Source organism: Herbaspirillum lusitanum P6-12 (genome assembly GCF_000256565.1).
Lineage (GTDB): Bacteria > Pseudomonadota > Gammaproteobacteria > Burkholderiales > Burkholderiaceae_D > Herbaspirillum > Herbaspirillum lusitanum.
On sequence record NZ_AJHH01000130.1, the window covers coordinates 1 to 25,905 of the forward strand.

Consider the following 25,905-nt stretch of genomic DNA (forward strand, 5'->3'; position numbering starts at 1 on the left):
TTTTTTTTTTTTTTTATTGGGCCAAAGGATAGTCAGCGCGCCGGATGGAAGCCCTCGAACGCCACCTGCAACATGTGCTGCACGATATCTTCATTGCTCATCTTGCTGAAGCGCTGCAGGTATTCCACCGCCGGATCGCAGGTGCGGGCGTAATAACTGAACAGGATGACGTCGCTCGGCAGCGCCGCGTCGAGTTCGCCGTTCTTCTGCGCGGCCAGCACCAGCTTTTCGATCTGGCCGTTGAGCTTGAGCACGCGCGTCACATACTTGAGATTGCGCATGAGCATGTCGCGCACATGCGCGCTGGTCGACGGCAGGAACGGCAAGCCGCCGTCCAGCCGCACGCGCAGGGCCCATTCCAGCAACGCCGCCAGCTTGCTTTTCGGGCTGAGCGCGTCATCGAGTTGCGCCAGATAATCCACCGCGCCGTCGATCAGGCGGATCAGCGCTTCGCCCACCAGGTCTTCCTTCGATTTGAAATGCTTGTACAGGCTGGGTTTGGAAATCCCTACCGCGCCGGCGACGTCGTCCATGGTCATCAGGTCGTAACCCTTGGCGCCCAGTACTGACGTGGCCGCATCGAGGATGGCGTTCTCGCGCAGCTTGAAGGCCTGGTCCTTGAAACTTAATTTTCCAAAAATACTCATTGGTAGCTTTAGTTACTAATTGGTAGATTTTATTTTGTATTGGTAGTAATCTTAGCACCGAACTGGCAAAACCAGCAAAACCAGCAGCGCGCGAATGCCGCGAACATGGCACATACACTACAAAAACGACAGGGAAGGCAGGCAATGACGCAAGCCAGGCAAAAAATCGCAATAATCGGGGCCGGCATATCCGGCCTTGCAAGCGCATATTTCCTTGCCCGCCGGCACGACGTCGTGGTGTACGAGGCCGGCGGCTATATCGGCGGCCACGCCAATACCGTGGATGCGACGCTGGAAGGCCGGACCTTTCCGGTCGATACCGGATTCCTGGTCTTCAACGAAGCCACTTATCCGAATCTGATCGCATTGCTCGACGAACTCGGCGTTGACAGTTATGCCACCGACATGTCGTTTGGCGTGTCGCTGGACGGCGGCCGATTCGAATGGGCCGGCACCAGTCTCGATACCGTCTTTGCTCAGCGCCGCAGAGTGATGTCGCCGGCTTTCCTGGGCATGTTGCGCGACATCCTGCGCTTCAATCGCGCGGCGGAAAGCAATCTCGCCGCCAGCCTTGTTTCACCCCTATCGCTGGAACAGCTGCTTGCGGCAGGCAGCTACGGCGCCATGTTCCGCGATGCTTATCTGCTGCCGATGGCAGCGGCAATCTGGTCGAGCGCGCCGGCGGATATTTTGCAATTCCCTGCGGCCACCTTCCTGCGTTTCTGCCTCAATCACGGGCTGTTGCAGGTCAATGATCGGCCGCAATGGCGAACGGTCAAAGGCGGCGCCCGCGAATACGTCAGGAAGATCACGGCGACGTTGCCGGCGGTGCGGCTCAACACGAAAGTAGTGGACGTGCTGCGCGACGACGCGGGGGTAACCGTTCGCACGCATGACGGGTCCGAACGGTTCGACAGCGTGGTGTTCGCCACGCATGCCCCGGATACCTTGCGCATGCTCACCGACGCCGATGTCCAGGAACGCGCCCTGTTGTCGGCAGTACGGTATCAGGCCAACACCGCCTACTTGCATACCGATCTGTCGCTGATGCCGCAGCGGCGCAAGGTGTGGTCTTCCTGGAATTACCTGGGCGCGGCTTCTGCGGCGCAGGACGGCGCACGCGCGGTGTGCGTCAGCTACTGGCTCAATCAATTGCAAGCCTTGCCGTGCAAGAGCGCGGTGATGGTGACGCTCAATCCGTTCTCGCCGCCTGCCGCCGACAAGACGATTGCCAGGTTCGACTACGATCATCCGATATTCGATCAGGCGGCCATTTCTGCGCAACACACCTTGGCTTCGATCCAGGGAAAACGGCGCACCTGGTTCGCAGGCGCCTGGACCGGTTATGGCTTCCATGAAGACGGGTTGAAATCGGCTCTGCGCGTAGCAGCCGATTTCAGTGCCGCACCGTCATGGGCGAAGGTTTGAGCATGACGAACCCGCGCGCACCGGCCTATATCGTTCGCGGCCAGGTCATGCACGAGCGGCTGCGCCCGGCGCAGCACCGCTTCGTCTACCCGGTGTTTTATGTGCGCCTGAATCTGGCGCGACTGTCCGATGCGAACAATGCCTGGTTCGGCGTCGATCGCCTGCGGCTGATGTCGCTGAGGACACGCGATTACGGTCCGCGCGACGGCAGCGACCTGGACGGCTGGATGCGCGCGCAACTGGCGGATGCAGGTTTGCCTTGCGATGGTGAAATCTGGCTGCAGACCTTTCCGCGACTGTTCGGCTTCGTGTTCAACCCGGTCAGTTTCTGGCTGTGCCATGACAGCGCCGGCGCCTTGCGCGCCGTGCTGGCCGAAGTGAACAACACCTTCGGCGAAACGCATCGTTATTTGCTGGCCGACAGCGAACGCAAGGCGATTACGCCCGACACGCGCCTGGTCTGCGCCAAGGCCATGCATGTGTCGCCGTTTTGCGAAGTGCGTGGCAGCTACCGGTTTCGCTTTCGCGACACGGCAACGACCACGTTGATCGGTATCGATTATGACGACGGCGCCGACAACCCGGACAGCGCCGGCGTATTGATCCACACCACCGTCGGCGGCCGCTTGCAGGCAATGACCTCAGCGGCGGCGTTGCGCGCGCTGCTGACGCAACCCTTCCTGACCTTCGGCATCGTCGCAAAAATCCATTGGCAGGCCTGGAAACTCTGGTGCAAGCGCGTGCCGTTTTTTCGCAAACCCGTCCGTCCGACGGACAGCGCGGTTGCGACCGCCAATTTCAACAAGGAGATGTCACCGTGAACCCGACCGAGATGAAGCACTTCAGCGCACCCATGCCCGAAGCTGCGGCGTCCACATCATCGCGTCCCGCCGACGCCTTCACTTCCGCCCCGCCGGCTACGCGCCTGTTCCTGCGCTTGCTCAACTGCTTCTCGCACGGCCACTTGCAGCTGACTACGCCGCATGGCAATACGCTGACCTTCGGCGACTTGCATCAGCCGCCCAGCGCGCACATGGTCATTCGCGACTGGCGCGCCTGCGCCCGCATGCTGCAATCGGGGGACATCGGTTTCGCCGAAAGTTATGCCGCCGGCTGGATTGATACGCCCGACCTGAGCGCGTTGCTGCGCCTTTGCCTGCGCAACCAGGCGGAACTGGAGCGCATGATGTTCGGCGGCAAGCTGGCCGGATTGTGGTATCGCCTGCGGCATCTGATGCGCGCCAATACGCGCGCCGGCAGCCGCAAGAACATCCACGCGCATTACGACATCGGCAATGCCTTCTACCATCAGTGGCTCGATGACAGCTGGACGTATTCGAGCGCGATCTTCGACGGCGACCACGGGCAAAGCCTGGAGGCGGCGCAAGCGCGCAAATATCAGCGCATCATCGACCAGCTCGGCTTGCAGGCCGGCGACCACGTGCTGGAAATTGGCTGCGGCTGGGGCGGCTTTGCGGAACACGCGGCATCGCTTGGCATCCGCGTGCACGGCGTTACCATCTCGGCCGCGCAGTTGCAGGTGGCGCAGCAGCGCCTCGCCGAGCGCGGCCTCGATCATCTGGCCCGGCTTGAGCTGTGCGACTACCGTGACCTGAAAGGCGAGTACGACGCGGTGGTGTCGATCGAGATGTTCGAGGCCGTCGGCGAGCGCTTCTGGCAACAGTATTTCGATACCGTGTCGGCACGCCTGAAGAAGGGCGGCCGCGCCATGATCCAGTCGATCACGATTGCCGAGCAATATTTTGAACGCTACCGCAGCACGTCCGACTTCATCCGCCAGTACATCTTCCCGGGCGGCATGCTGCCGAGTCCGGAGCGCTTCTGCGCCAAGGCGCGCCAGGCCGGCCTGCAGACGCTCGATCAATACGGTTTCGGTCGCGATTATGCGGAGACGCTGCGCCGTTGGAACGCCTCCTTCCTGCACGCCCGCGATGCCATTCGGAAGCAGGGATTCGACGAGCGCTTCATGCGGCTGTGGCAACTCTACTATGCCTATTGCGAAGTAGGTTTTGACGAGGAGCGCACCGATGTCATTCAGTTCATGTTGCAGAAAAACTGACCGCAAAAAAGCGGAGGCCCGGACCGTGTTCGCCGGAGCAGCACTCCTGCGCGCAATGTTCTGCACGGGCTTTGCCGTACGCTGCTTGCTGGTCGCTGCGCTGTCGGCGGGGCCTGCACAGGCCGCGAGCTGGCGCGACGATCTGCCTCAGGCGCACCTGCAGGGTAGTGCGGGACTGCGCTGGTTCGGATTGAAGGTCTATGACGCAGCCCTATGGAGCCGGCCGCGGCGCCGTTCGATCCCGCGCAGCCGTTTGCGCTGGAGCTGACCTATCAACGCAGCATCAGCCGCACGCGCATCGTGCAGACCAGCATCGATGAGATCCGCCGTCTGTCCGAAGGCCGTTACAGCGACCAACAATTGCAGCGCTGGGAAGCCGACATGGCGCGTGCTTTCACCGACGTCAATGAAGGCGATCAGCTTACCGGCGTCTACCTGCCGGGCATTGGTTGTCGCTTCTACAGCCGCACGCGCTTGTTGGCGGAGGTGCGCGATGCGGAATTCGCCCGTGCTTTCTTCGCCATCTGGCTCGATCCGCGCACCAGGGACACGCAATTGCGCAATCGTCTGCTGGGGGCCGAAAAATGAAAAACGAGAGCCGGCTCCGCTACTTCGCCTACGGCCTGCTGGGTCTGCCGCTGGCGATGTCGGCTTTGCCCGTCTATATCCAGGCGCCGCTGTACTACAGCTCCTATCTTGGCGCGACGCTGGCAGGCACAGGCTGGGTGTTGTTCCTGGCGCGAGTCGTCGATACCGTGCAAGACCCTTGGCTTGGACAGTGCATCGACAAATTGCAGGGTACTCGTTTGCACTTGTGGATGATGCTCGCCGGCGCGTTGCTGGCGCTGGCGTTCTTCGGCATCTGGTTGCCGCCGGCGAGCGTGCGCGTTTCCGGCGCCTATCTTCTGGCGTGGCTGGGCGTCATGCTGGTCGTTGCCTACACTGCGCACAGCATGCTCAATATTGCTTACCTGGCGTGGGGTGCGCGCCTGTCGGAAGATGCCGGCGGATTGCTCGGGGCTTCCGCCTTGCGTGAGTTGATGGGTTTGCTGGGAGCCGTGCTGGCCAGCGTGATTCCGGGTGTCATCATGGCGAGCGGCGCCCGCAGTCAAGCTGGTTTTGCGCTGTATTCGGGCGCCTTCGCCGTCGCAGTCGCGGTATCGCTGGCAGCCTTGCTGTGGCTGGCGCCACGCTGGAACAAGGTGGCGGCGCACGCCGGCGGCTGGCGCAGCGCCGTGGCGACGATGCGATCCAATCCTGGATTTCGACGGTTGCTATTGCCGTATTTCCTGAATGCCGTGTCGGTAGCGATCCCGGCCACGCTGGCGCTGTTTTTCATCAACGACAGATTGCAGGCGCCGGATTATGCCGGCGGCTTTCTCGCGACGTATTTCATCTCCACGGCGATCGGCTTGCCGCTCTGGGTGGTTGCCGCCCAGCGCGTCGGCGTATTGCCGGCCTGGCGCATCGGCATGCTGCTGGCGGTCCTTGCCTTCGGCGGTACAGTGTTGCTAGGGGCGGGTGACGTTCTGTTGTACGGAGCGGTGTGCGTCGCAGCGGGTCTGGCGCTGGGCGCCGACCTGGCCCTGCCGCCGGTATTGCTGGCAAACGTGATCGGCAGCAACGAAAGTACTGCAGCCTATTACGGCGTCTGGACATTGCTGGCGAAGCTGGCGCTGGCGTTCTCGGGCCTTGCGTTGCCGCTGCTGGCGTTGTTCGACTATCAGCCCGGCATGAGCGGCAATGCCGCACTGGGCTGGACGTATGCCGCCGTTCCCTGCGTGTTCAAACTGATGGCCTTGCTGTTGCTGAGAACGGCGCCGGCATCCGATTCCCTTGCTGTTTTACCGGAGACCTCCTCATGAAAATCATCCGCCGTTTTACAGCGCTGTCGCTGCCCGTCGTATTGCTTCTATTGCTCGGCGCTTGCGCCGGCACCGACGTCTCGCACTATGCCAAGAACCAACCGGTGTTCGACCTGGTGCAATTCTTCAGCGGCAAGACCGAGGCATGGGGCATGTTCCAGAAACGCGGCGGCGAGGTCGTCAAGCGTTTTCATGTCGAGATCACCGGCAGCGAGCAGGGCGGCAAGCTGACGCTGGACGAGCGTTTTCGCTATGACGACGGCACTACGCAACAGCGCGTCTGGACCCTGACCAGGCAAGCTGACGGCAGCTGGCGCGGCACCGCCGGCGACGTCGTCGGCGAAGCGGTCGGCCATGCCGCAGGCAATGCGCTGAACTGGCGTTACACCTTGTTGCTGCCGGTCGACGGCAAGACTTATGAAATGCACATGGACGACTGGATGTACCAGATGGACCGGCACACCTTGATCAACCGCACCAGCATGAGCAAGTTCGGGCTGGAAGTCGGACAGGTGACGCTGTTCTTTCGCAAGCAGGATTGACGGAGACCACGATGTTTAATCCCATGAACAAGCCGGTGCACGACTGGACCGGCAAGCGCATCTGGCTGATCGGCGCCTCCAGCGGCATCGGCGCCGAACTGGCGCGCCAGGCGCTGGCGGCAGGCGCCCGCGTGGCGCTGTCGGCGCGCCGCGCGGAGGTGCTGGAAGAAGTGGCCGGCGCCCATCCGGAGGCCTTCATCGCGCCGCTGGACGTGCTCTGCCACGATGCCTGGCGCGACCAGCACGCGCGCATCGTCGAAGCCTTCGGCGGCGTGGACCTGCTGATCTTTTGCGCCGCCAGGTATCGTCCTGAACGCAGCTGGGAAGTGCAGGAAGACGAGGCCGAGCACACCATCCGCACCAACCTGGCCAGCGTCTATTCGGCGCTGGGCGCAGCGCTGCCGGATATGCTGGCGCGCGGCAGCGGCGGCATCGCATTGGTGGCCAGCGTGGCCGGGTACATGGGGCTGCCCAATGCCAGCGTCTACGGTCCCGGCAAGGCGGCCCTGATCAATCTGGCGGAAATCCTCTACAGCGACCTGCGCAGCAAGGGCATCAATGTCTATCTCATCAATCCCGGTTTCGTGAAGACCGGACTGACGGAGAAAAACGACTTCGCCATGCCGGCCATGCAAACGCCTGCTGCCGCCGCCGTCGAAATCTGGAAAGGCATCGCCGAAGGGCGCTTTGAAATCCATTTCCCGCGTCGCTTTACGCGTATCCTGAAGCTGATCCAGATGTTGCCGTATCGCTGGCGCTTTGCCTTGTTCCACCGCTTCCTGCACATGACATGACCGAGATGAGATTAAATGACCGACTCGATGCGCTGGCCGAATGGTACGTGACGCTGACGCGACAGAGCGTGCGCCATATCGGCCAGTTCTATGCGCCCGAAGTGCACTTCAAGGATCCGTTCAACGACATCCGCGGCATCGCCGCGATGATCGCCGTATATGAACACATGTTCGACACGACCGACCATCCGCATTTCATCATCCATGAGCGCATCGTCGCCGGCGATCAGGCCTTCATCACCTGGGTCTTCCATTTCGGGCTCAAGGGAAAGCACTACAGCATCGCCGGCGGCACGCATCTGAAGTTCAACCAGGAAGGCCTGGTCGTCCTGCATCGCGACTACTGGGATGCGGCGGAAGAACTGTTCCAGAAATTACCGGTGATCGGCGGATTGATACGCTGGCTGCGCAGATTGTTCGAGACCAGGATCGACCTTACGGCAGGCCGCGGATGATGTCGGCGCTCTTGTCCGGCGCCGGAATGAAGCAGAATTCCGGCGCGGTCAGGCGGACGCCCGCTCGCCTTTAATAGACGCCGCGCGTCTTGAACGGCTGGTATTGATACAGCCAGGTTTCCGAGAGCGTCTGGTTCTTGTGGCGCAGGTACAGGCGCAGGTCGACCGGATCCTCGCCGTCGACGGTGAGGTCGAACTGCGCGCGCCAGTGGCCAGCGACGCCATTCGGCACCGCTTCGGTGAAGATGTAGGAGAAGCTGCCGCGCGAGGACGACAATACGGCTTCGGGCAATTCGCCGAAGGCCAGTTTCTCCAGCGGCGCGCCCTTGAATTCGACCATGAACTTGCGCGTAGCGACGCAGCGCGCCAGCGGCGACGGGAACGGCTCGTCCTTCATCCAATGCAGCCGGTAGCGCAGGCGATAGCTGCTGCCGGCGGCGGCTTTGGCCTTCGGCACCCACATCGCGACGATGTTGTCGTGGATCTCATCGTCGGTCGGGATTTCGATCAGTTGCACCGAACCTTCGCCCCAGCCTCCCAGCGGTTCCACCCACAGGCTCGGGCGGCGCTCGTAATGCACGCCATCCTGGTAATGATCGAAGTTGCGGTCGCGCTGCAGCAGGCCGAAGCCGCGCGGATTGTTGTCGCCGAACGCCGAGGCGGTGATGCGCGCCGGGTTGTTGAGCGGACGCCAGATGTGTTCGCCGTTGCCGTTCCAGATCGCCAGGCCGTCGGAGTCGTGCACCTCCGGACGCCAATCGGCGCCGGTGCCCTTGACGGCTTCGGAATACCACAGCATCGAGGTGGCCGGCGCGATGCCGAGACGTCCCACGTCCTGGCGCAGGAACAGCGCGCAGTCGACGTCCATGACCACGTCTTCACTGCGGCGCATGATGAACTTGTAGGCGCCGACGATGCTCGGACCGTCGAGCACGGCGTACACCACGACGGTGTCGCTCTTGTCGGCCGGCGTTTCGAAATAGAAGTGCGTGAAGTTGGGAAACTCTTCCGGCTTGCCGGCCTGGGCCACGTCGATGGCGATGCCGCGTGCCGACAAACCGTATTGGTACAGGTCGCCGATGGCGCGGAAGTAAGAGGCGCCGAGGAAGGCGACCCAGTCGTTCTTGCGCCAGTCGAGTTTGGCCTGGTCGCCGCTGCGGCTTTCCTGGAAACGGAAACCGGCAAAGCCGCGCGCGGGGCTGTCGGCCGGCATGTCGAAGTAGCTTTCGTCGTACAGGATTTCGCGCGCCTTGGCGTTGTTGCCCGAGCCTTCCAGCGTGTACATGTGCACCGGCGCCTGGAAGAAGCGGCCGAGATGGAAGAAGGTCACCGGGAATTGTCCCGGACCGTTGGCGAACAGCGATGAGTCGGTATTGAATTTGATCTTGCCGTGCGCCTCGTAGTCGATCTTGTCGAGGATGTCGGCCGGCGGTTTGTTCTGCGGCTTGTAGGGCGACTGCGCGGCCGTGCGCACTTGCGAGATCAGGGCGTCGAACGAGAAGGGCGCAGGGTTGCCGAGTTTGATGCGATTGGCGGCGAGCGCTTCGGGAGGAATGCCGAGGGCGGCGAGAGCGGCGGTCGCGGTGGCAGAGCTCAGGAAGGTGCGTCGATTGATCATGGGCAATAAATGTCGAGTGAGTAATGCTGCATGCAGCAAAGATTGGTCGGGGATGCAGCGCGAAACAAGATGGGAATGGACCGCATCATTGAATTCGGTGAACGAAGACGCTGCTGCAAAGGCGGAAATCCTAGCATGACGAGGGCGCTCGCGTGGGGCTTCGCGCCGGGTTAGTCGTGCTGGCCCGAGGGCTACTTGATAAAGAGTCTCATCCCCGCGCTTGGTTCCTGCTTCTTTGAGTATTTTCTATGGACGCATAAAAATTAATTGAGTAAAATTCGCCGGTCATTGGGGAGTAGTCGCCTTCCGCCCTGAGGAGGGGCTTATGTCAACATACTTGGTCCACACGACCATGGCATAAGCGGTCCTAAAAGCTTGACAAGACCTTTGACCACGTTGCCTCCGGAATGGCCGGGGAGAGGCGTGGTCAATCGTATTTTTGTCCGGCCATGGAGACCCCAATTGGATGCATTTCTCATTTCCACCGGCGTAGTCGCCTTAGCTGAAATCGGCGACAAGACGCAACTGCTGGCCTTTATCCTCGCTGCAAAATTTCGCAAACCGATTCCCATCATTCTGGGCGTTCTGGTGTCGACCATCGCCAACCATGCCTTTGCCGGCGCGCTCGGTGCATGGATCACGTCGCTGGTCTCGCCCGAAACCATGCGCTGGATTCTCGGCGTGTCCTTCATCGGCATGGCGATCTGGACGCTGATTCCCGACAAGTTCGACGAGAGCGAAGCCAGGTTTGCACGCTTCGGCGTGTTCGGCACCACCGTGATTGCCTTTTTCCTGGCGGAGATGGGCGACAAGACGCAGGTGGCGACCGTCGCATTGGCGGCGCAGTACCACGCCTTCGTGCCGGTGGTGGCAGGGACGACGCTGGGCATGATGATCGCCAACGTGCCGGCGGTATTGCTGGGCGACCGCATTGCCGGCAAGATTCCGGTGCGCGTCGTGCATGCCATCGCCGCGCTGATCTTCGCGATCATCGGTGTGATGACGCTGCTGGGAGCGGGTAAATCGCTGGGATTCTGATGCTGGCGGCGATCCTTTCGCACAATGAAAAAAAAAAATTTTTTCTTGCTGCACCAGATAGTGATCAATACGAATAGAAGATCTTCTGGATTTCTTTTGTGTCGCTGGTCTTGGTCAGCGCCAGCATCAGCAGGATGCGGGCTTTTTGGGCGTTCAGCGTGTCGGAGACGACGAAGTCCAGCTTGTCGTCATCCGCTTCGCCATTGCGCGCCACGATGCCTTGGCCGACGCGGCTGGCGCGAACGATCTTGGCGCCGGCGGCGACGAAGGCGTTCAGCGCGATCGGGTTCATGTTGGCGTAGCCGTAGACGATATCGACTTGCGGCAGCACATCCAGCTTCGAAATGTCGAACTCGGAATCCACAGTGTGCTTGCGGGTCGACTGACGATAGAAGAATGGCTTGCTGCCCTGGATATAACCCAGGAAACCCAGTTCAGGCGTCTTGAAAGTATCCAGCGTGGAGGTATTGGTCTTGGTGACTTCACGCGCAGCATTGATCTGATCGTTCAGCGTCACGAGCACGCCCTTGCCGATGGCTTCCTGGCTGCCTGCCAGCAGGACGGCGTTGTACAGGTTGATCGGGCCGTCGGCGCTGATTGCTGTCGATGGACGCATCGAGCCGACGATCACCACCGGCTTCTTGCTGTGCACGGTCAGGTCGAGGAAGTAAGCGGTCTCTTCGATGGTGTCGGTGCCGTGCGTGATCACGATGCCGTCAACGTCGCTTTGCGCCAGCAGCGTGTTCACGCGCTTGGACAGCTTCAGCCAGTAGTCGTTGTTCATGTTTTCGCTGGCGATCTGGAACACCTGCTCGCCCTTGACGTTGGCGACTTTCTTGAGTTCCGGAACGGCATCGATCAGCGCTTCAACGCCGATTTTTGCAGCGGTGTAGCCGACGGTGGTGGTGCTCGATGCACCGGTGCCGGCGATGGTGCCGCCGGTTGCCAGGATCATGACGTTGGGAAGTTTTTGCGCGTGCGCGATGGAGACCAGGGCGGCACAGGCCAGGATCAGAAACTGGCCGAATATTTTTTTGGAATGCATGTCGTTCCTCTTGATGAAAGTATGTTTTTTAGTCTCTTCTCCATGTATTCCGACGCGAGCAGATGCACGCCGGAGCTTGCCCTTGTGAGGCGCGGAGAGCAGCCAAGATAGCACTCATTGGAGCTACTTAGAAGATATGCGGAGGGATTTCTGAAAGTATTTTTATGCGTGGAGTGAGGCGACGATTTTGTGCTCGCAAGGAGTGCGTGGGATGCGCCCTTTGAGGGCGGGAGAAATCCATTTCTGCACTCTAATCGACCGTCTTCGGAGCGGCATTTGCATACTGAAAGGAATGTGGGAAATCACGCAGCGCGCTGTTTCGATACTTTGAATTTTTCACGCCTCCCATTTTTGTGAATGAAAAAATCAGCATGCGGAATATTTGATTCTATTCAAGAATGGCAACGAGCGGCGAAATGAACGCGAGGCCGTTGCGCGAGACCTCAGTTTCTGGAATTCAGTTGGCCTTTTTGTTTATATAGGTACAATGAAATCGGACGTTGCCGTGATGAATCCTTGTCGGATTCATACCGAACCGGGGCGACTAATCGTGGACCCGTGAACCTGTGAATCTGTGAACCCGTGAACCGGAATTGATTGGAGCCAAGTTGTTGACCGAAAAATTTACCGATCCGCAAGCGGCGGTCGATCGCGTGATCGAAATCTATGAGAGCAACACCGCCATCCTCCGTGACGCCTTCAAGCTGTTCGCCAAAGGCGAAGTGCTGCAGGACCGTGTGCGAGCGTGCTATCCCTTTGTGCGCATCACCACCGAGAAAGTCACCCACACCGATACGCGCCAGTCGTTCGGTTTTGTCGCCGGGCCTGGAACTTACCAGACCACGCTGACGCGTCCTACGCTGTTCAAGAATTACCTGCTGAGCCAATTCACGCTGCTGCTGCAGAATCACCAGGAGCCGCTCGAGGTCGGCGTCAGCGAGTTGCCGATTCCTGTGCACTTCGCCTTCGCCGAAGGCATCCACGTCGAAGGCGATCTCGATCCCGAACATCTGCGCTTGCTGCCCGACGTGTTCGACTTGCCCGACCTGGCCGAGATGGATGACCGCATCGTCAACGGCACCTATGAAGCCGACAACGGCGGCTGGCGCGACGGCGTGCATCCGCTGGCGTTGTTCACCGGACCGCGCATCGACTATTCTCTGCATCGCCTGCGCCATTACACGGCGACCGCGCCTCAGCATTTCCAGCGTTATGTGCTGTTCACCAACTATGCGTTTTACGTCGATGAGTTCGTGCGCATGGGACGCGAACTGATGCAGGCCACGGACGATCCGGAACTGCGCTCCTACCGCCAGCAATACACCGCCTTCGTCGAGCCCGGCAACGTCACCACGCCCAACGCCAATGTGGAAGGCATGAAGGGCGTGGCCGGTTCCGGCACGGCGCCGGCGCGCCAGCCGCAAATGCCGGCCTACCATCTGCAGCGTTCCGACGGTTCCGGCATCACGCTGGTCAATATCGGCGTCGGACCTTCCAATGCCAAGACCATCACGGACCATATCGCCGTGCTGCGTCCGCACGGCTGGATCATGCTCGGTCATTGCGCCGGCCTGTCGTCGTCGCAACGCATGGGCGACTACGTACTGGCGCACGCTTACGTGCGCGACGATCACGTGCTGGATGACGACCTGCCGTTGTGGGTGCCGATCCCGGCATTGGCGGAAGTGCAGCTGGCCTTGCAGGACGCGGTGGCCGGCATCACGCAACTGGAGGGCTACGACCTCAAGCGCATCATGCGCACCGGCACCGTGGCTTCGGTCGACGACCGCAACTGGGAGCTGCGCGACCATCGCACGCCTTTGCTGCGCTTCAGCCAGAGCCGGGCTATCGCGCTTGACATGGAAAGCGCAACGGTGGCGGCCAACGGTTTCCGCTTCCGCGTGCCTTATGGCACTCTGCTGTGCGTGTCGGACAAGCCTCTACACGGCGAAATCAAGCTGCCCGGCATGGCGAATCGTTTCTACGAGCAGCGCGTAGCGCAGCATCTGAAGATCGGCATTCGCGCGCTGGAGTTGCTGCGCAACCATGGCGTCGAGCAATTGCACAGTCGCAAGCTGCGCAGCTTCGGAGAGCCGGCATTCCGCTGATGTTCGTTTGATTTGCACGCAAAAAAAGCGCCGGCACGGGAAACCGCATCGGCGCTTTTTTTCATGCTTCCGGTGTTTACGCCGCAGCGATTTTGCCGGTCCGATCACGTGTGGCGAGCCATCCATACACCCCGGCGCCGGCCAGCAGCGTGGCGGCCGCGATCGACAGCGACGGCGTGAACGAGCCGCTGACATGCACCAGTTTTGTCGCCAGCGGCGGCCCGGCGATCTGGCCGATGCCATAGGAAGCGGTCATCAGGCCCATCAATCCGGGCGCGTGATGGCTGCGCAGGCGGCGCGCCTCGCGCATGGCGAACAGCGTGATGGCGGTGAACGGCAAGCCCAGCAGGATGCTCCCCAGCGCGAAGCCGAACTCGTTGGGCAGGATCGCGCTGATGATGACGCCGATCGCCTGCATGACGTAGCTGATCGCCAGCAACCGGCGCTGGTCGGCATGCACCGGGATGCGCGTCGCACCCAGCGCGCCCAGCGCCACGCACAGGCCGAACAGCGGCCAGAAGAAATCGGGCCACGATGAACCGGGCAAAGCCTGGCGCGCAATCACCGGCAGGAAGGTGGCGGTGATGATGTAGCCGAAGCCGGCCAGGCCGTAAGCCAGCACCTGCCACCGCACCTCGCGCGTCACGGGCGCAGGCTCGGTGTAACCTTGGTCGGCGCTGCCCGTTGCTGCGGCGCCCGCACGCAGGTCGACTTCGCCGCGGAAGGTTTTCCACACCAGCAGCGTCAGCAGGGCCGCCATCAGGCCGAATGCCATCCATCCCGCCGCGGCGTGCCAGCCGCCGGCCACCATCGCGCTGCTCGACAGTCCGGTCAGCATGATGCCCAGGCCGGGACCGGAATAGATGATTCCTCCCAGCGCCGGCAACTGCAATTGCGCCAGTCGCTGCAGGCACCAGCCCGAGCTGTAGACGAACACCAGCGCACTGGCGATGCCCGACAACAGGCGCAGCAGCAGCCACAGGCCTTGGGAATGGAAGGCGCCCATCCCCGCCGTCAGCAGCACCGCCGCGAGCAATCCGGCGCGGATCGTGCGCGTCGGCGGCAAGCCGCGCCAGAACGCGCATAGCAGGGCGCCGATAAAGTAGCCGAGGTAATTCGACGTCGCCAGCCAGCCGCCGCTATTGAGGTCGATGGTCTGGTCGTGCAGCATCATCGGCAGCAGCGGGGTGAAGGCGAAGCGGCCGATGCCCATGGCCACCGACAGCGCAATCAGCCCGGAAAGGGCGATGCGCAAGGCAGTCTTGCGGTTGGCTTGTGTGTCCTGCGTATGCTGAGTAGTCATGTCTTCCCGTGGTGATGCCGGTCATCTTTGCGTGTTCTTGCTCCGTCTTGCCGCGGCATTTCTGTTATTGCGCGAATATTGCTGATGACCTAATGGTAGCTTGTCTTTACCATCCTAAAAAATGAATAATAAGAATGGATTCATCTGTTTTGGGGATGGTTGATGAAACTTATTGAAGCGAGGATTGGTGGAGTTGGCGAGGTACCCCCGCAATCCACAGGAGAACGACATGGAAATTGCCGCACTTGAAATTTTTCGCGCCGTGGTCAGCGAGGGCGGCATCACGCGCGCCGCGGAGCGCCTGCATCGCGTGCAGTCGAATGTCACCACCCGCATCCGCCAGTTGGAGGAGTCGGTCGGCGTGCCGCTGTTCATCCGCGATCGCAAGCGTCTGTTGCTGACGCCGGCCGGGGAGATCTTGCTGGATTATTCCGAGCGCATCCTCGGTCTGGTGCAGGAGGCGCGTCAGGCGGTGCTGCCGCAAGGACCGCGCGGCCGGTTGCGCGTGGGCGCGATGGAAAGCACCGCCGCCAGCCGTTTGCCGGCGCCGCTGGCGGCGTTCCACCAGCGCTGGCCCGAGGTGCAGCTGGAACTGACCACGTCCGCGTCGCAGATGCTGATCGACCAGGTGCGTGCTTTCAAGCTGGATGCCGCGTTGGTGGCCGGCCCCATCGATGACGATGTCTTTGTGGCAACGCCGCTGTACCAGGAAGAACTGGTGATCGTGGTGCCGCGCGGGCATGCACGGGTGAAGAGCCCGGACGACCTCACAGTCGAGACGCTGATTGTGTTCGAACAAGGTTGCGCCTATCGCAAGCGCGCCGAACACTGGTTCGCTTCAGGAACGATCAAGGGCCGTCGGCCGGCGCGTCTGCTCGAGCTGGGGTCGTATCATGCAATGCTGGCATGCGTGGCGGCAGGCGCCGGGATCGCCTTTGTTCCGCGAACGATATTAAATATGCATGGACAACAGAATTTTTCGACCTATTCTTTAGGAAAAGAAGGCCGCATCACCACGTATCTGATTTGCCGGCATGATCAGCAGACAACAGTTTACGATGCGTTGCGCACGCTGTTGCTGACTGAGTCCTGACACCAACGGTGCAATCAGGCGCGGCCGCTCCGGGCGGCGTAACAATTTGTAAAAAACACTGCGGTCCGGCAATGCTTTTTTTATAGTCTGGTTTCCCCCTCCATTCTCTCCCCCGAGAATGGGATTTACCCCGCGAGCCGCAAGGCGCGTGGGGTTTTTTCTTTGTGCTTCGCTTTTTGCACGGTCATTTCCCTTTCGGAATGATCAGGCTTTCGCGTGCAGCAGACTGGATCGCCAGCACCGCCGGATGCGTCAGGCGGCGTTCCACCGAAATCGCATAGAACTGTTCCGTGATCTGCTCGGTCTGGCCGATCTGCACCACACCGAGTTGCTGCTTCAGTTGCGCCGCAACCGCAGAGGGAGCGGCAAAGATGCCGGTGCCGGCTTCGCCGAATGCGTTGAGCAAGGCGCCGTCATCGAACTCGCCGGCAATCTGCGGACGTATCTTTTCCTTCTCGAACCAGCGCAGCAATTTTGGACGCACTGCTGCGTCCTCTCCTGGCATCAGGAAGGGCGCGCCATCCAGGCTTTGCGGAAAATTCTTCTTGTGTGCTTTGGCCAGCGCCGGCGTGGCGAAAAAGCTGGTGCTGCATTCGCCGAGCAAGTGGCTGTAGCCGCGCACGTCGATATTGCCGGGCATCGGGCTGTCGGCGATGACGATGTCGAGCCGGTGAATGGCGAGATCGCCGAGCAGGTTGTTGAGCTTGCCTTCGCGGCAGACGATGCGTACCGGATCCTCCAGTTTCAATGCGGTTTCCAGCAGCAGGTAGGCGATGGTCTTGGGCACGGCATCGGCGACGCCGACACGGAATTGCAATGGCCTGCCGCCGGGGCGAAAGCGCATCACTTCTTCGAGCTCTTCCCCGAGGGTGAAAATCTGGTCGGCATAGGCAAACACGGTACGGCCGGCGTCGTTGAGTTCCAGCTTGCGGCCGACGCGGTTGAATAGGCGGTAGCCGAGCGTCTCCTCGAATAGCGTGATCTGTCCGCTGATGGTCTGCGCGGTGAGATGCAGGCGCTCGCCGGCGCGCGCGATGCCGCCGGTCTTGGCGACGGTCCAGAAATAGTGCAGGTGTTTGTAGTTGAGCGCGGCCATGGTGTTTTCAATACATCGGTTTTTACGAAGATAATGAAAAGTATATTCGAATTTTCAAGAGTATCGGATTTGGCTAAAGTGGCACCTGTCTATTGCACAGCCATGGAGGCCCATCATGAAATGTCCCGTTTGCACTACCGTCAATCTGAGCATGAGCGATCGTCAGGGCGTGGAAATCGATTACTGCCCGCAATGCCGCGGCGTCTGGCTCGATCGCGGCGAGCTCGACAAGTTGATTGAACGCGCGCAGGCCGTGGCGCCGCAAGTAGCTGCCCGCGCACCGGCGCCGCCTCAATATGCGCCGCCGATGCCGCCGCAACAGCAGCAGCGCGGTTACGATGACCGCTTCGGCCACGGCCGCGAGTACAAGGATCATTCGGATTACCGCTCGCGCAAGAAGAAGGGTTTTCTGGGCGAGATCTTCGATTTCGACTGACGTATCAATGCATCGATGCACTTGAATAACAAAGGGGAAATGCCGTGAACGGTGTAGAAAGTTTTGCAAGTCCGCTGATGTGGGGCGGATTCATTGTGTTTGTGCTGGGCATGCTGGCGTTCGACATGCTGGTGCTGGGCGGTCGCCATGCGCACAAGGTGACCGTCAAGGAAGCGCTGGGCTGGTCGGTGGCGTGGGTAATGCTGGCGCTGCTGTTCAGCGGTTTGCTGTGGTGGTACCTGGATCACAGCATCGGCCGTGAATTCGCGAACCAGAAGAGCCTGGAGTTCCTGTCCGGCTACCTGATCGAGAAGTCGCTGTCGGTGGACAACATCTTCGTGTTCCTGGTGATCTTCGGCTACTTCGCGGTGCCTGCGGAAATGCAGCGGCGCGTGTTGTTGTACGGCGTGGTCGGCGCGATTATCATGCGCGCCGTGATGATCTTGCTGGGCGCCTGGCTGATCGCGCAGTTCAGCTGGATCATGTACCTGTTCGGCGCATTCCTGGTCGTGACCGGCATCAAGATGCTGATCTTTGCGGACAAGGAAAGCGACCTCAACGACAACCCGCTGCTGAAGTTCTTGCGCAAGCACATGCGCATCAGCAATGAGTACGACGGCGAGAAGTTCTTCACCATGCGCAACGGCGTGCGCTATTTCACGCCGCTGATGCTGGTGCTGATCCTGATTGAAGTGACGGACCTGGTCTTCGCAGTCGACAGCATCCCGGCGATTTTTGCGATCACCACCGATCCGTTCATCGTGTTCACGTCGAACATGTTTGCGATCATGGGTTTGCGGGCGCTGTACTTCCTGCTGGCTGACGTGGCGGATCGTTTCCACTATCTCAAGTACGGTCTGGCGCTGGTGCTGGTGTTCGTGGGCGGCAAGATGCTGCTGGCGTACTGGTTCCACATTCCGGTGATGGTGTCGCTGCTGGTGGTTGCCGCCATCCTGGTGGCATCGGTGCTGATCAGTCTGGTGTTGTCAAAAAAGAAAATGTCGGCCTGACGGGGGTTGGATCCGTGAAGGCTGAATAAATTAGGGTCGGAGTGATTTACAATCGTGAATCGCTCCGGCTCTTTTTTTGATTTCATTCCTGATTCTCCATTCCTTTTCCTATGGCTCGCTTGCCCCGCCTGGTTGTTCCGCATCAGCCACACCACATCATCCAGCGCGGCCATGACGGCCAGGTCGTATTCCGCGACGCCGCCGACCATGCCGTTTTCCTCGACTGGCTCAAGGAGGGCGCGAAGCGCTTCAAGGTCGCCATCCACGCCTATGTCCTGATGCCGGACCACGTGCATTTGCTGGCTACCCCGGTGGACGCTGAGGGGCTGGCACGAATGATGCAGTGGGTAGGCCGGTATTACGTGCCCCATATCAACCAGAAATATCAGCGCAGCGGCACCCTGTGGCAAGGACGCTACAAGGCCACGGTGCTGGACGCGGAGCGCTACCTGCTGCTGTGCAGTCGCTACATCGAGCTCAATCCGGTGCGCAACGGCCTGGTCGGCAGCGCCCTGGATTATCCCTGGTCAAGCTACATGCATCACATTGGCGCAAAGCCGGACCCGCTGATTACCGACCACAGCGTGTATTGGGCGCTGGGCAATACGCCGTTTGACCGGGAAATCGCCTACAAGCTGCAAGCGGAGCAATCGCTGGGGCAGGCCGAGATTGATGCAATCACCCAGGCGACGCTAAAAGGTTGGGCGCTGGGTGCGGAGGAGTACAAAAGCGGCTTGGAAAAGCAGGTCAGCCGCCGTGTCAGTCCTGCAAAGCGGGGCCGGCCGGTGAAGAAAATTGATGAAGCGGCATCCTCAGAAGAAAATGCGGCGGGCAACACCCCTGGGATAACTCTCGTAAATACAAAGAGTTAGGGAATTGAATCATGAGCATGCATTACTCTGTCCCTAATTAAAAATTACTGAAAATTCCAGGGATTTAAATTTTACTCTGACCCCTTTTGTTCTTATTGAAGATTTGGGTGCAGTGCACTATCCTTAAACCCTTACTCTCAAAGTGGTGGAGCACCGTTATGCACGCGCAAGGCCTATACGACCCAGCTAATGAACACGACGCCTGTGGTGTCGGTTTTATCGCCCATATCAAGGGCAAGAAAAACCATTCCATCGTTGAGCAAGGCTTGCTCATCCTGAAGAATCTGGACCACCGGGGTGCGGTCGGTGCAGATCCGCTGATGGGCGACGGCGCCGGTATCCTGATTCAGATTCCGGATCAGTACTATCGCGAAGAAATGTCCAGGCAGGGCGTCGAACTGCCGCCGCCAGGCGAATACGGCGTCGGCATGGTCTTCCTGCCGAAGGAAAACGCCTCGCGCATCGCCTGCGAACAGGAAATCGAGCGTTCGGTGCTGGCTGAAGGCCAGGTCGTGCTGGGCTGGCGCAACGTGCCGGTCGACATGGACATGCCGATGTCGCCGACCGTGCGTGAAAAAGAGCCGGTCATTCGCCAGATCTTCATCGGTCGCGGTCCGGACATCATGGTCACCGATGCGCTGGAACGCAAACTGTATGTGATCCGCAAGTCGTCCGGCCACGCCATCCAGGCGCTGAACCTGATCCACGGCAAGGAATTCTTCGTGCCGTCGATGTCGGCGCGCACGGTAGTCTACAAGGGCCTGCTGCTGGCCGACCAGGTCGGCGTGTACTACAAGGACCTGCAGGATCCGCGCTGTGTTTCCGCGCTGGCGCCAACCACCAATACCTTCCCGGAATGGCCGCTGGCCCACCCCTATCGCCTGATCGCCCACAACGGCGAAATCAACACCGTCAAGGGCAACTTCAACTGGATGCGCGCACGCGAAGGCGTGATGCAATCGGCCGTGCTGGGCGACGACCTGAAGAAATTGTTCCCACTGATCTATGAAGGTCAGTCCGACACCGCGTGCTTCGATAACGCGCTCGAACTGTTGCTGATGGCAGGCTATCCGCTGGCGCAAGCCATGATGATGATGGTGCCGGAAGCCTGGGAAAATCACACTTTGATGGACGACAACCGTCGCGCCTTCTACGAATACCACGCTGCGATGATGGAACCATGGGACGGCCCGGCCGCCCTGGCGTTCACCGACGGCCGTCACATCGGCGGCACGCTCGACCGCAACGGTCTGCGTCCTGCGCGCTACATCGTCACCGACGACGACCTGGTCGTGATGGCGTCGGAATCCGGCGTGCTGCCGATTCCTGAATCGAAGATCATCCAGAAATGGCGCCTGCAACCGGGCAAGATGTTCCTGATCGACCTCGACGCCGGCCGCATCATCGACGACAAGGAGCTGAAGGACACCTACGCCAATGCCAAGCCGTACAAGCAATGGATTTCGTCGGTGCGCGTCAAGCTCGACGAACTCAAGGCCGAGCCGGTCGAATCCGGTTCGACCATTCCGCTGCTGGATCGCCAGCAAGTGTTCGGCTACACCCAGGAAGACGTCAAGTTCCTGATGGCGCCGATGGCGTCGGCCGGTGAAGAAGCGATCGGTTCGATGGGCAACGACTCGCCGCTGGCAGTCATGTCCAACAAGAACAAGACGCTCTACAACTACTTCAAGCAATTGTTCGCGCAAGTGACCAACCCGCCGATCGACCCGATCCGCGAAGCCATGGTCATGTCGCTGGTGTCCTTCATCGGCCCGCGTCCGAACCTGCTCGACACCAACAACATCAACCCGCCGATGCGCCTGGAAGTATCGCAGCCAATTCTGGACTACGCCGACATCGCCAAGCTGCGCAACATCAGCGCGCACACCGGCGGCAAGTTCAAGTCGCACGAGCTGAACATCTGCTACCCGGTCGCGTGGGGCAAGGAAGGCATCGAAGCACGCCTGGCCTCGCTGTGCGCCAAGGCCGTCGACGCGGTCAAGTCGGGTCACAACATCCTGATCATTTCGGACCGCAAGGTCGATTCCGAACAAGTCGCGATCCCAGCATTGCTGGCGACTTCGGCGATCCACTTGCACCTGGTGAGCAAGGGCTTGCGTACGTCGACCGGTCTGGTGGTCGACACCGGTTCCGCACGCGAAACCCATCACTTCGCATTGCTGGCAGGTTACGGCGCGGAAGCGATCCACCCGTACCTGGCGATGGACACGTTGAGCGAAATGGCCAAGGGCCTGCCGGGCGAGCTGTCGGGCGAGAAGGCGATCTACAACTTCCAGAAGGCGATCGGCAAGGGCTTGCTGAAGGTCATGTCGAAGATGGGTATTTCGACTTACATGTCCTACTGCGGCGCGCAGATCTTCGAAGCCATCGGCCTGAACAAGGCGCTGGTCGACAAGTACTTCAAGGGCACCGCATCGAACGTCGAAGGCATCGGCGTGTTCGAAGTCGCCGAAGAAGCGCTGCGCCTGCACCGCGCTGCCTTCAGCGCCGATCCGGTTCTGGCCAATGCGCTCGACGCCGGCGGCGAGTATGCCTTCCGCATCCGCGGCGAAGAACACATGTGGACGCCGGACGCGATCGCCAAGCTGCAGCACTCGACCCGCGCGAACAACTTCAATTCGTACAAGGAATACGCGCAGATCATCAATGATCAGTCCAAGCGCCACATGACCTTGCGCGGCCTGTTCGAATTCAAGATCGATCCGTCGAAGGCGATCTCGATCGATGAAGTCGAACCAGCCAAGGAAATCGTCAAGCGTTTCGCCACCGGCGCCATGTCGCTGGGTTCGATCTCGACCGAAGCGCACGCCACGCTGGCGATCGCGATGAACCGCATCGGCGGCAAGTCCAACACCGGCGAAGGCGGCGAAGACGTCAATCGCTATCGCAACGAACTCAAGGGCATCCCGATCAAGCAGGGCGCAACCCTGGCGTCGGAAATCGGCAAGGACGTCATCGAAGTCGACATCCCGCTGCAAGCCGGCGACTCGCTGCGTTCGCGCATCAAGCAGGTGGCTTCCGGTCGTTTCGGCGTGTCGGCTGAATACCTGATCTCCGCCGACCAGATCCAGATCAAGATGGCGCAAGGCGCGAAGCCGGGCGAAGGCGGTCAACTTCCGGGCCACAAGGTCACCGATTACATCGCGACATTGCGCGTGTCGGTGCCGGGCGTGGGTTTGATTTCGCCGCCGCCGCACCATGACATCTATTCGATCGAAGATCTGGCGCAGCTGATCCACGATCTGAAGAACGTCAATCCGCGCGCCTCGATCTCGGTCAAGCTGGTGTCGGAAGTCGGCGTCGGCACGGTTGCCGCAGGCGTCGCCAAGGCCAAGTCGGATCACGTCGTGATCGCCGGCCATGACGGCGGCACCGGCGCATCGCCGCTGTCCTCGATCAAGCATGCCGGTTCGCCATGGGAACTCGGCCTGGCCGAAACCCAGCAGACGCTGGTGCTGAACGGTTTGCGCAACCGCATCCGCGTGCAGGCCGACGGCCAGATGAAGACCGGCCGCGACGTCGTCATCGGCGCGCTGCTGGGCGCGGACGAGTTCGGTTTCGCCACCGCGCCGCTGGTGGTCGAAGGCTGCATCATGATGCGCAAGTGCCATCTGAACACTTGCCCGGTCGGCGTGGCGACACAGGATCCCGTCCTGCGCGCCAAGTTCTCCGGCAAGCCTGAGCACGTGGTCAACTTCTTCTTCTTCATCGCCGAAGAAGTACGTCAGATCATGGCGCAACTGGGCATCCGTACCTTCAACGAACTGATCGGCCGTTCCGATCTGCTGGACCGCACCAAGGCTATCCAGCACTGGAAGGCGCAAGGTCTGGACTTCAGCAAGATCTTCTATCAACCGGTCAGCGCGACGCCGTACTTCCACACCGAAAATCAAGATCACGGTCTGGACAAGGCGCTGGATCACAAGCTGATTGCACAAGCCAGGATCGCGTTGGAAAAAGGCGAGAAGGTCTCCTTCATTTCGCCGATCCGCAACCTGAACCGCACCGTTGGCGCCATGTTGTCGGGTGAGGTGGCCAAGCGTTACGGCAATGAAGGCTTGCCGGACGACACCATCCACATCCAGCTGCAAGGCACCGCGGGCCAATCGGCCGGCGCGTTCCTGGCGCACGGCGTGACATTGGACCTGGTCGGCGAAGGCAACGACTACGTCGGCAAGGGCTTATCGGGCGGTCGCATCATCGTGCGTCCGAACACCGAGTTCCGCGGCCGTGCGGTCGACAACATGATCTCCGGCAATACCGTGTTGTACGGTGCAACGTCCGGCGAGGCGTTCATCAACGGCGTGGTCGGCGAGCGTTTCGCCGTGCGTAACTCCGGCGCCATCGCCGTGGTTGAAGGCACCGGCGATCACGGTTGCGAATACATGACCGGCGGCTCCGTCGTCGTCCTGGGCGCAACCGGCCGCAACTTTGCAGCGGGCATGTCCGGCGGCATTGCTTACGTCTACGACGAAGCCGGTGACTTCGCCGGCAAGTGCAACCTGGCCATGGTAGCGCTCGACAAGGTCCTGTCCGACACCGAACAGGAAGCCTCGACCGATCGCGCCATCTGGCACAGCCTGCAACGCGGCGGCGACGGCCAGACCGATGAAGTCATCCTGCGCGGCCTGATCGAGCGTCACTTCAAGTACACCGGCAGCACGCGTGCGCGCTACCTGCTGGACAACTGGGCGGCGTCGCGCGGCAAGTTCGTCAAGGTCTTCCCGACCGAGTACAAACGTGCGCTGGGCGAACTCCATGCAGCCAAAGCGGCCCCGAAGGACAAGGTTCCGGCGTAAGCCGCAACCCTCGGCCCTCGGCCAGATCTGAAATAACGCAAGGCCGGCGATTCTGATAACGACAACGACAGAATCGCCCGCCGCCTATCCTTAGCGAAGAATGTGAGTGGAAAATGGGTAAAGTAACCGGCTTTATGGAATATGAGCGCCTGAAAGAGGCGAGCGAAGCGCCGCAGTCGCGCATGAAGCACTACAAGGAATTCGTCCTGCACCTGGGCGACGCGGAAGCCAAAGTGCAAGGCGCACGCTGCATGGATTGCGGCATCCCGTTCTGCAACAACGGCTGCCCGGTCAACAACATCATTCCCGACTGGAATGACCTGGTCTATCGCGGCGACTACAAGGAAGCGCTGGACACGCTGCACTCGACCAACAACTTCCCGGAATTCACCGGCCGCATTTGCCCGGCGCCGTGCGAATCCGCCTGCACACTCGGTATCAACAGCGACGCGGTCGGCATCAAGTCGATCGAGCACTTCATCATCGACAAGGGCTGGGAAAACGGCTGGGTCACGCCGCAACCGGCTGCCGTGAAGACTGGCAAGAAAGTCGCCGTAGTCGGCTCCGGTCCCGCCGGCATGGCCGCGGCACAACAGCTGGCGCGTGCCGGCCATGATGTGACCGTGTTCGAAAAGAACGATCGCGTCGGCGGCCTGCTGCGTTACGGCATCCCCGACTTCAAGATGGAAAAGTCGCACATCGATTTGCGCGTCGAGCAGATGCAGGCCGAAGGCGTCGTGTTCCGCACCAGCACATTGGTGGGCAAGGATTTCCCGGCCAACATCACCAACTGGTCCAAGGAAACGGTTTCCCCCGACGACCTGAAGAAAGACTTCGACGCCGTCGTCATCGCCGGCGGTGCAGAACTGCCGCGCGACTTGCCGGTGCCCGGCCGCGAATTGAAGGGCGTGCATTTCGCCATGGAATTCCTGCCGCTGCAAAACAAGGTCAACGCCGGCGACAAGCTCAAGGGCCAGATCATGGCGACCGACAAGCACGTGGTCGTGATCGGCGGCGGCGATACCGGCTCCGATTGCGTCGGTACATCGAACCGTCACGGCGCCGCTTCCGTGGCCCAGTTCGAACTGATGCCGCAACCGCCGGAAACGGAAAACAAGCCGATGGTCTGGCCGTACTGGCCAACCAAGCTGCGCACATCCTCGTCGCATGAAGAAGGCTGCGATCGCGATTGGGCAGTGGCGACCAAGCGCCTGGAAGGCAAGAACGGCAAGGTTGAAAAGCTGATCGCCGCGCGCGTCGAATGGAAGGACGGCAAGATGCAGGAAGTGCCGAACTCGGAATTCGAAATGAAGGCCGACCTGGTGCTGTTGGCCATGGGCTTCGTCTCGCCGGTGCAGCAAGTGCTGGAATCGTTCGGCGTCGACAAGGACCAGCGCGGCAACGCCAAGGCCACCACCGATGGCGAAGGCTGCTACAAGACTTCGGTCGACAAGGTCTTCGCTGCCGGCGACATGCGCCGCGGCCAGTCGCTGGTGGTCTGGGCGATTCGCGAAGGCCGTCAATGCGCAGTCGATGAGTTCCTGATGGGTTCGTCGGTGCTGCCGCGCTGATACTGATGCGACAGCATATAAAGCAAATACAGCAAATACAGCAAATACAGTAAACGAAGCAGAAGCCGGATCGACGAAAGTCTT

Annotated in this window: 21 protein-coding genes and 1 riboswitch; of the genes, 16 read left to right on the forward strand and 5 right to left on the reverse strand. The window is 60.7% G+C overall.

The window, feature by feature from the left end:
* Positions 1 to 32: 32 nt before the first annotated feature.
* Entirely contained in the window at positions 33 to 647 is a 615-nt protein-coding gene (locus HLUSI_RS0104380; RefSeq protein ID WP_016832820.1) for a TetR/AcrR family transcriptional regulator, read from the reverse strand.
* Between the two features lie 144 nt (positions 648 to 791).
* On the opposite strand from HLUSI_RS0104380, the gene HLUSI_RS0104385 reads away from it, so the two are divergent.
* The 8 genes from HLUSI_RS0104385 (at position 792) to HLUSI_RS0104420 (ending at position 7,811) form a co-directional block, all read left to right on the forward strand.
* Complete coding sequence (locus tag HLUSI_RS0104385; protein ID WP_016832821.1) at positions 792 to 2,075, forward strand: NAD(P)/FAD-dependent oxidoreductase; 1,284 nt, start codon at positions 792 to 794, stop codon at positions 2,073 to 2,075.
* Between the two features lie 2 nt (positions 2,076 to 2,077).
* Positions 2,078 to 2,896 carry a DUF1365 domain-containing protein gene (locus HLUSI_RS0104390; protein WP_029363123.1) on the forward strand — a complete coding sequence of 273 codons (819 nt, stop codon included), beginning with the start codon at positions 2,078 to 2,080 and terminating at the stop codon, positions 2,894 to 2,896.
* A gap of 32 nt (positions 2,897 to 2,928) precedes the next feature.
* Entirely contained in the window at positions 2,929 to 4,155 is a 1,227-nt protein-coding gene (locus HLUSI_RS0104395; protein WP_050977634.1) for an SAM-dependent methyltransferase, read from the forward strand.
* Positions 4,156 to 4,368: 213 nt separating this feature from the next.
* Positions 4,369 to 4,743, forward strand: a complete 375-nt coding sequence (locus HLUSI_RS26930; RefSeq protein WP_016832824.1) for a chalcone isomerase family protein — start codon at positions 4,369 to 4,371, stop codon at positions 4,741 to 4,743.
* Positions 4,740 to 6,020 (forward strand): MFS transporter, encoded by a 1,281-nt coding sequence (locus HLUSI_RS0104405; RefSeq protein ID WP_016832825.1) that lies wholly within the window; start codon positions 4,740 to 4,742, stop codon positions 6,018 to 6,020. Before HLUSI_RS26930 ends, HLUSI_RS0104405 begins: the two co-directional genes overlap by 4 nt.
* On the forward strand, positions 6,017 to 6,562 hold the full coding sequence (locus tag HLUSI_RS0104410) for a DUF3833 domain-containing protein (RefSeq protein WP_016832826.1): 546 nt from the start codon (positions 6,017 to 6,019) through the stop codon (positions 6,560 to 6,562). Before HLUSI_RS0104405 ends, HLUSI_RS0104410 begins: the two co-directional genes overlap by 4 nt.
* 11 nt (positions 6,563 to 6,573) lie before the next feature.
* Positions 6,574 to 7,356: an SDR family NAD(P)-dependent oxidoreductase gene (locus tag HLUSI_RS0104415; protein WP_157137744.1), complete on the forward strand. Its 783-nt coding sequence runs from the start codon at positions 6,574 to 6,576 to the stop codon at positions 7,354 to 7,356.
* The gene (locus HLUSI_RS0104420; protein WP_016832828.1) at positions 7,353 to 7,811 is read left to right on the forward strand and encodes a nuclear transport factor 2 family protein; all 459 of its coding nucleotides are present in this window, start codon (positions 7,353 to 7,355) and stop codon (positions 7,809 to 7,811) included. Before HLUSI_RS0104415 ends, HLUSI_RS0104420 begins: the two co-directional genes overlap by 4 nt.
* Before the next feature lie 70 nt (positions 7,812 to 7,881).
* Here the strand turns inward: HLUSI_RS0104420 and HLUSI_RS0104425 are convergent, their stop codons facing one another.
* On the reverse strand, positions 7,882 to 9,429 hold the full coding sequence (locus HLUSI_RS0104425; protein ID WP_016832829.1) for an OpgD/OpgG family glucan biosynthesis protein: 1,548 nt from the start codon (positions 9,427 to 9,429) through the stop codon (positions 7,882 to 7,884).
* 278 nt (positions 9,430 to 9,707) lie between these two features.
* Positions 9,708 to 9,887: riboswitch (yybP-ykoY riboswitch) on the forward strand.
* Positions 9,888 to 9,891: 4 nt separating this feature from the next.
* Between HLUSI_RS0104425 and HLUSI_RS0104430 the strand changes: the two genes are divergently transcribed.
* Positions 9,892 to 10,467 carry a TMEM165/GDT1 family protein gene (locus HLUSI_RS0104430; protein WP_016832830.1) on the forward strand — a complete coding sequence of 192 codons (576 nt, stop codon included), beginning with the start codon at positions 9,892 to 9,894 and terminating at the stop codon, positions 10,465 to 10,467.
* Between the two features lie 64 nt (positions 10,468 to 10,531).
* Here HLUSI_RS0104430 and HLUSI_RS0104435 read toward each other — a convergent pair whose 3' ends face one another.
* Positions 10,532 to 11,512: a type II asparaginase gene (locus tag HLUSI_RS0104435; RefSeq protein ID WP_016832831.1), complete on the reverse strand. Its 981-nt coding sequence runs from the start codon at positions 11,510 to 11,512 to the stop codon at positions 10,532 to 10,534.
* Between the two features lie 608 nt (positions 11,513 to 12,120).
* Here HLUSI_RS0104435 and HLUSI_RS0104440 point away from each other — a divergent pair.
* Positions 12,121 to 13,620, forward strand: a complete 1,500-nt coding sequence (locus tag HLUSI_RS0104440) for an AMP nucleosidase (RefSeq protein WP_016832832.1) — start codon at positions 12,121 to 12,123, stop codon at positions 13,618 to 13,620.
* Between the two features lie 76 nt (positions 13,621 to 13,696).
* Here HLUSI_RS0104440 and HLUSI_RS0104445 read toward each other — a convergent pair whose 3' ends face one another.
* Positions 13,697 to 14,923: a YbfB/YjiJ family MFS transporter gene (locus HLUSI_RS0104445; RefSeq protein ID WP_016832833.1), complete on the reverse strand. Its 1,227-nt coding sequence runs from the start codon at positions 14,921 to 14,923 to the stop codon at positions 13,697 to 13,699.
* 229 nt (positions 14,924 to 15,152) lie between these two features.
* Here HLUSI_RS0104445 and HLUSI_RS0104450 point away from each other — a divergent pair, with 229 nt between their 5' ends.
* Positions 15,153 to 16,016 (forward strand): LysR family transcriptional regulator, encoded by an 864-nt coding sequence (locus tag HLUSI_RS0104450; RefSeq protein ID WP_016832834.1) that lies wholly within the window; start codon positions 15,153 to 15,155, stop codon positions 16,014 to 16,016.
* 184 nt (positions 16,017 to 16,200) lie between these two features.
* Here the strand turns inward: HLUSI_RS0104450 and nhaR are convergent, their stop codons facing one another.
* A complete protein-coding gene (gene nhaR, locus HLUSI_RS0104455) occupies positions 16,201 to 17,112 on the reverse strand; it encodes a transcriptional activator NhaR (protein WP_016832835.1) in 912 nt (303 codons plus the stop codon).
* A 115-nt stretch (positions 17,113 to 17,227) separates the two neighbouring features.
* On the opposite strand from nhaR, the gene HLUSI_RS0104460 reads away from it, so the two are divergent.
* The 5 genes from HLUSI_RS0104460 (at position 17,228) to HLUSI_RS0104480 (ending at position 25,821) form a co-directional block, all read left to right on the forward strand.
* Positions 17,228 to 17,548 carry a TFIIB-type zinc ribbon-containing protein gene (locus tag HLUSI_RS0104460; RefSeq protein ID WP_029363126.1) on the forward strand — a complete coding sequence of 107 codons (321 nt, stop codon included), beginning with the start codon at positions 17,228 to 17,230 and terminating at the stop codon, positions 17,546 to 17,548.
* A 44-nt stretch (positions 17,549 to 17,592) separates the two neighbouring features.
* Entirely contained in the window at positions 17,593 to 18,558 is a 966-nt protein-coding gene (locus HLUSI_RS0104465) for a TerC family protein (RefSeq protein WP_029363127.1), read from the forward strand.
* Positions 18,559 to 18,668: 110 nt separating this feature from the next.
* The gene (locus HLUSI_RS0104470) at positions 18,669 to 19,430 is read left to right on the forward strand and encodes a transposase (RefSeq protein ID WP_016832838.1); all 762 of its coding nucleotides are present in this window, start codon (positions 18,669 to 18,671) and stop codon (positions 19,428 to 19,430) included.
* A 158-nt stretch (positions 19,431 to 19,588) separates the two neighbouring features.
* On the forward strand, positions 19,589 to 24,250 hold the full coding sequence (locus HLUSI_RS0104475) for a glutamate synthase-related protein (protein ID WP_016832839.1): 4,662 nt from the start codon (positions 19,589 to 19,591) through the stop codon (positions 24,248 to 24,250).
* 113 nt (positions 24,251 to 24,363) lie between these two features.
* A complete protein-coding gene (locus HLUSI_RS0104480; RefSeq protein ID WP_029363128.1) occupies positions 24,364 to 25,821 on the forward strand; it encodes a glutamate synthase subunit beta in 1,458 nt (485 codons plus the stop codon).
* The last annotated feature ends 84 nt before the right edge of the window (positions 25,822 to 25,905 follow it).

Bases quoted from the DNA above. Each gene is read 5' to 3' on its own strand.
- HLUSI_RS0104395 (WP_050977634.1), top strand. From the start codon at position 2,929: ATGCCCGAAGCTGCGGCGTCCACATCATCGCGTCCCGCCGACGCCTTC.
- HLUSI_RS0104435 (WP_016832831.1), bottom strand. From the start codon at position 11,512: ATGCATTCCAAAAAAATATTCGGCCAGTTTCTGATCCTGGCCTGTGCC.
- HLUSI_RS26930 (WP_016832824.1), top strand. From the start codon at position 4,369: ATGGAGCCGGCCGCGGCGCCGTTCGATCCCGCGCAGCCGTTTGCGCTG.
- HLUSI_RS0104450 (WP_016832834.1), top strand. From the start codon at position 15,153: ATGGAAATTGCCGCACTTGAAATTTTTCGCGCCGTGGTCAGCGAGGGC.
- HLUSI_RS0104470 (WP_016832838.1), top strand. From the start codon at position 18,669: ATGGCTCGCTTGCCCCGCCTGGTTGTTCCGCATCAGCCACACCACATC.
- HLUSI_RS0104390 (WP_029363123.1), top strand. From the start codon at position 2,078: ATGACGAACCCGCGCGCACCGGCCTATATCGTTCGCGGCCAGGTCATG.
- HLUSI_RS0104420 (WP_016832828.1), top strand. From the start codon at position 7,353: ATGACCGAGATGAGATTAAATGACCGACTCGATGCGCTGGCCGAATGG.
- HLUSI_RS0104480 (WP_029363128.1), top strand. From the start codon at position 24,364: ATGGGTAAAGTAACCGGCTTTATGGAATATGAGCGCCTGAAAGAGGCG.
- HLUSI_RS0104475 (WP_016832839.1), top strand. From the start codon at position 19,589: ATGCACGCGCAAGGCCTATACGACCCAGCTAATGAACACGACGCCTGT.
- HLUSI_RS0104445 (WP_016832833.1), bottom strand. From the start codon at position 14,923: ATGACTACTCAGCATACGCAGGACACACAAGCCAACCGCAAGACTGCC.
- HLUSI_RS0104380 (WP_016832820.1), bottom strand. From the start codon at position 647: ATGAGTATTTTTGGAAAATTAAGTTTCAAGGACCAGGCCTTCAAGCTG.
- HLUSI_RS0104425 (WP_016832829.1), bottom strand. From the start codon at position 9,429: ATGATCAATCGACGCACCTTCCTGAGCTCTGCCACCGCGACCGCCGCT.
- nhaR (WP_016832835.1), bottom strand. From the start codon at position 17,112: ATGGCCGCGCTCAACTACAAACACCTGCACTATTTCTGGACCGTCGCC.
- HLUSI_RS0104460 (WP_029363126.1), top strand. From the start codon at position 17,228: ATGAAATGTCCCGTTTGCACTACCGTCAATCTGAGCATGAGCGATCGT.
- HLUSI_RS0104385 (WP_016832821.1), top strand. From the start codon at position 792: ATGACGCAAGCCAGGCAAAAAATCGCAATAATCGGGGCCGGCATATCC.
- HLUSI_RS0104410 (WP_016832826.1), top strand. From the start codon at position 6,017: ATGAAAATCATCCGCCGTTTTACAGCGCTGTCGCTGCCCGTCGTATTG.
- HLUSI_RS0104415 (WP_157137744.1), top strand. From the start codon at position 6,574: ATGTTTAATCCCATGAACAAGCCGGTGCACGACTGGACCGGCAAGCGC.
- HLUSI_RS0104405 (WP_016832825.1), top strand. From the start codon at position 4,740: ATGAAAAACGAGAGCCGGCTCCGCTACTTCGCCTACGGCCTGCTGGGT.